The sequence below is a fragment of the Streptomyces sp. NRRL F-6492 genome, assembly GCF_001280125.1.
Lineage (GTDB): Bacteria > Actinomycetota > Actinomycetes > Streptomycetales > Streptomycetaceae > Streptomyces.
The window spans coordinates 1-5,068 of the sequence record NZ_LGEG01000065.1; the positions used below are offsets into that span (position 1 = coordinate 1).

Below are 5,068 nucleotides of genomic sequence, written 5' to 3' on the forward strand. Positions count from 1 at the left end.
CGCACCGTCCTGGTTCACCGCCGAACCCGCCACCACCGCGAGCACCCGATGACCCTCACGCCGCGCCCTCGACAACCGCTCGACCACGAGGATTCCCGCGCCCTCCGCCCAACCGGTGCCGTCGGCGTCCGCGCCGAAGGCACGGCACCGGCCGTCGGCGGACAGGCCGCGCTGCCGGGAGAACTCCACGAAGGTGCTCGGGGTGGCCATGACGGCCACGCCTCCGGCGAGTGCGGTGGCGCACTCGCCGGACCGCACCGCCCGGACCGCGAGGTCCAGCGCCACCAGCGACGACGAGCACGCCGTGTCCACCGTCAACGCGGGCCCCCGCAAACCGAGGACGTACGCGATCCGACCCGACGCCACACTGGACTGGTTGCCCGCCAGGAGCAGGCCCTCGACGTCCTCGGGGGCCGTGCGCAGGCGGGCCGCGTAGTCGTCGTACATGGCGCCGATGAAGACGCCGGTGTCGGAGTCCTTGAGGCTGTGCGGATCGATCCCGGCCCGCTCCAGGGCCTCCCAGGTGATCTGGAGCAGCAGCCTCTGCTGCGGGTCGGTGGCCAGGGCCTCGCGCGGGCTCATCCCGAAGAAGTCGGCGTCGAACTCGGCGGCGTCGTAGAGGAATCCGCCGCGCCGGGTGTACGTGGTGCCCTTGTGGTCGGGGTCGGGGTCGTACAGCTTCTCCAGGTCCCAGCCGCGGTCCTCGGGGAAGCCGCCGGTCGCGTCGGTGCCGTCGGCGACGAGGCGCCACAGGTCCTCCGGCGAGGCAACGCCCCCCGGGAACCGGCAGCCCATCCCCACGATGACCACCGGATCCTCCACGTCCCGCTGCCGGACGACGGCGGCGGCCTCCTCCGGGGCGTCGGTGGTGAGCGAGGCGTGCAGGTGGCCGGCGAGTCCGGCGATCGTGGGGTACTCGAAGACGACGGTGGCGGGCAGGGTGAGGCCGGTGAGCCGGCCGAGCCGGTTGCGGAGTTCGACGGCGGTGAGCGAGTCGAAGCCGAGGTCCTTGAAGGGCCGGTCCGCTCCGATGCCGTCGCTCCCGTCGTGTCCGAGGACGAGCGCGGCCTGTTCGCGCAGGAGCGCGGTGACCGTGCGCAGTCGTTCGTGGGCCGGGACGGCGGCGAGCCGGTCGGCCCACGCGCCGCCGCCCGCACCGGCCGCGCGCCGGGCGGCGGACGCGGGCACGCGGACCAGGGCGCCGAACACCGGGCGGAGCCGGCCGGCCGCCGCCTCCTGGCGCAGCAGGCCCTCGTCGAGCGGGGAGACGATCGTGTGCGGCCGCTCCGCCGCGAACAGGGCGTCCAGACCGGCCTCGGTCGCGACGGGCCCCACGCCGTACCGGGCGAGCCGGGTCCGGTCGGCGGCGCCGAGGTGCCCGGTCATGGCCCCGGTCTCCTCCCACAGGCCCCACGCGAGGGAGACGCCGGGCAGGCCGAGGTCGCGGCGGTGGGCGGCGAGGGCGTCGAGGAAGGTGTTGCCCGCAGCGTAGTTCGCCTGTCCGGGCACTCCGGCGACGGCCACGGCCGAGGAGAAGAGCACGAACGCGTCGAGCGGCAGCTCCGCGGTGAGCTCGTGCAGCAGCCAGGCCGCGTCGACCTTGGGCCGCAGCGCGGCGGCCAGCTGCTCGGGGGTGAGCTCGGTGACGGTGGCGTCGGCGAGCACGCCGGCCGTGTGGACGACCGCGCGCAGCGGGCGGTCGGCGGGGACGTCGGCGAGCAGTCGCGCCAGGGCGTCGCGGTCCGTCACGTCGCAGGCGGCGACGGTCGTCCCGGCGCCGGCCGCGCGGAGCTCGGCGGTCAGGTCGGCCGCGCCGGGCGCGGCCGGTCCGGTGCGGCTGACCAGCAGCAGGTGCGGGGGATTCGGCCGCGCCGCGAGCCTACGGGCGACGAGGGCGCCGAGGGCTCCCGTACCGCCGGTGACGAGCACGGTGCCGGCCCCGTCCGGGGCGGGCGGGGAGGCGGGGGCGAGGTCGTGGGCGGCGAGGCGGGGCACGTGGACCCGGCCGTCGCGGAGCGCGGACTCGGGTTCCCCGTGGTCTCCGGCGAGCCGTGCGGCCGGGGCGGGCCCGTCGGTCTCGACGAGCGCGAAGCGGCCGGGGTGTTCGGCGGCGGCGGTGCGCAGGAGACCGCGTACGGGAGCGGCGGCCAGGTCCCCGGTCCTGATCACGACGTGCAGGGGGACCCCGTCCCAGGCCGGTGTGGCGATCCAGCGCTGCAGGAGGGCGAGGACGGCCGCGGTGAGCTCGTGGGCCCGGGCGGGGACGGCGCGGGGGTCCGGGCCGGTCCCCGTGCCTTCGGCGGTGCCGGTGCCGATGGCGGTTCCGGTGGGGGGGACGGTTCCGGTGACGGGGACGAGGACGGCCGTGGGCGGTGTGGCGCGGGCCGACAGCGCCTCGGTGTCCGGGACGGTCTCCGCGTCGGTGACGAGCCCGGTGTCGCCGAGCCCGGCGAGGACGAGGTGGGTGCCGGTGGCCGGGCCCGCGAGGGGCAGCTCGGGCCAGTCGAGGTGGTGGGCGGTGGCCCCGACCGCCGGGCGGCCGGCGAGTTCGGCGCGGCCGACCGGGCGGAACGCCAGCGAGTCGATCTCCGCGACCGGGTTCCCGTGCGCGTCGGCCAGGGTGAGGCGGAACCGGGTGTCGGCGAGCGGTTCGATCCGTACGCGCAGCCGGTCGGCGGCGGCCGCCGCGGCCGCGTCGGTGATCCGCAGTCCTTCGAACGCGAAGGGCAGCAGCGGTCGTTCCGGATCCGCGGCGTGCGTCCCGACGAGTCCGGCGACGACCGGGTGCAGGGCGGCGTCGAGCAGGGCCGGGTGGAGCGCGAAGCCCGTACCGGACGCGTCGCCGTCCCCGTCGGACAGGCCGGGGTCGAGCTCGGCGTGGAGCACACCGTCGGGGGTACGGCGGGCTGCCGCGAGGCCCTGGAAGGCGGGGCCGTAGTCGTAGCCGAGCCGGAACAGGCCGGCGTAGACGTCGTCGAGGGCGACGGGCGCGGCGTCGGCGGGCGGGAACGCGGGGAACGCCGGTGTCGCGGCCGGGGCGGCCGCGCGCAGGGTCGCCGAGGCGTGCAGGGTCCACGGGGCGGTGTCGTCGGGTCGCGCGTGCACGGTCAGCTCGCGCGCGCCGGTGGCGTCGACGGGCGCGACGCGGACCTGGAGTGCCGTGGGGCGGTCCGGATCGGGGACGAGGGGGGCGCGGACGGTCAGGTCCGCCACCGCCGGAAGGTCCACGGCGGCGCCCGCGTGGAGGGCCAGTTCGGCGAAGGCGGTGCCCGGGACGAGGACGGTGCCGAAGACGCCGTGGTCCGTGAGCCACGGCAGTGCGCGCAGGTCGATCCGGCCGGTGAACACCGCCGCCCCGTCGGCGAGTTCGACCCGGGCGCCGAGCAGCGGGTGGGGTTCGGCGGTGAGGCCCGGCAGGGCCGTGGCGGCGGGTCCGCCGGACGGGACGAGCCAGTGGCGGTCGGGAGCGAAGCGGTACGTCAGCGGGAGGTCCGGGGCGGTCGCGGGGACGTCCCAGGCGACGGGCGCGCCGCCGAGGTGCGCGGCGGCCAGGGAGCGCCGGAACGTGTCCGGGCCGCCGTGGTCGCGGCGCAGGGTGCCGCCGGTGAACGCGGCGACGCCGCGCCCGGCGAGGATCTCCTCGACGGCGAAGGTGAGCACGGGGTGCGGGCTGACCTCGACGAAGCGCCGGTGACCGGAGTCGACGAGGCTGTCGACGGCGGCCTCGAACCGCACGGTCTCGCGCAGGTTGCGGTACCAGTATCCGGCGTCGAGGGTGTCCGTGGCGACCGGGCCGCCGGTCACGGCGGAGTAGAACGCGGTCCCGGCCGTGCCCGGTGTCAGACCGGCCCCGAGCTCCAGCAGGTGCTCGCGCAGCGGCTCGACGTACCGGGTGTGCGAGGCGTAGTCGACGGGGATGCGGCGGGCGCGCACCCCGTGCTCCTCGCACCAGGCCAGGAGGGCGCCGAGGGCGGTGTCTCCACCGGCGACCACGGTGGCGCGGGGCCCGTTGCGCACGGCGATCTCCAGCTCGTCCGGGTGTTCGGCGAGCACGGGGGCGAGGGCGTCGGCGTCGAGGGCGACGGAGACCATGCCGCTGTCGCCGGCGATGCCGGTCAGGGCACGGCTGCGCAGGGCGACGAGCTTCGCCGCGTCCGCGAGGGAGAGCGCGCCCGCCACGTACGCGGCGGCGATCTCGCCCTGGGAGTGTCCGACGACGGCGTCGGGCACGACGCCGGCCGACCGCCACAGCCCGGCGAGGGAGACCATGACGGCGAAGAGCACCGGCTGGACGACGTCGACCCGGTCGAGGCCGGGGGCATCGGGCGCGCCGCGCAGCACGTCGAGCAGGGACCAGTCGGTGTGCGGGGCGAGCGCGGCGGCGCAGGCCTCGATCCCGTCCCGGAACACGGGGCTGGCGTCGAGGAGTTCGCGGGCCATGCCGCTCCATTGGGAGCCCTGGCCGGGGAAGACGAACACGGTGCGGCCGGCGGCCCGTTCGCCGGTGATCAGGGCGTCGTGGACCTCTCCGTCGGCGAGCGCGCGCAGCGCGGCGGAGAGCCGGTCCGGGTCGCCGTCGCCGTCGAACGGGACCGCCGCGCCGTGGGCGTGGCGGGCGCGCCGGGCGAGGGCGGCGGCGAGCGCGTGCGCGTCGGTGTCGGGGTGGGCGCGCAGGTGGTCGGCGAGCGCGGCGGCCTGACGGCGCAACGCGGCCGGGGTGTTGCCGGAGAGCAGGACGGGCGGGGCCGGACGCTCCGAGACGGCTCCGGGCTCGTCGGCCGTGGGTCCGGGCTGGGCGGGACCGACGTGATCGTCGTGTTCCGGGGCCTGTTCGAGGATGACGTGGCTGTTGGTGCCGCTGATCCCGAACGAGGACACCCCCGCCCGGCGCGGACGCCCGCGCTCGGGCCACGTCTCCTGCTCCCCCAGCAGCCGGACCCCAGAGCCCTCCCACTCCACGAACGGCGACGGCTCCCGCGCGTGCAGCGTCTTCGGCAGTACCCCTGCCCGCAACGCCATCACCGTCTTGATCACACCACCCACCCCGGCAGCCGCCTGAGCGTGCCCG

At 77.1% G+C, this 5,068-nt stretch carries 1 protein-coding gene; it reads right to left on the reverse strand.

Going from position 1 to position 5,068, the window contains the following annotated elements:
* The coding region (locus tag ADL08_RS07810; protein WP_159043010.1) for a type I polyketide synthase at window positions 1-5,068 on the reverse strand (5,068 nt) is incomplete at both ends.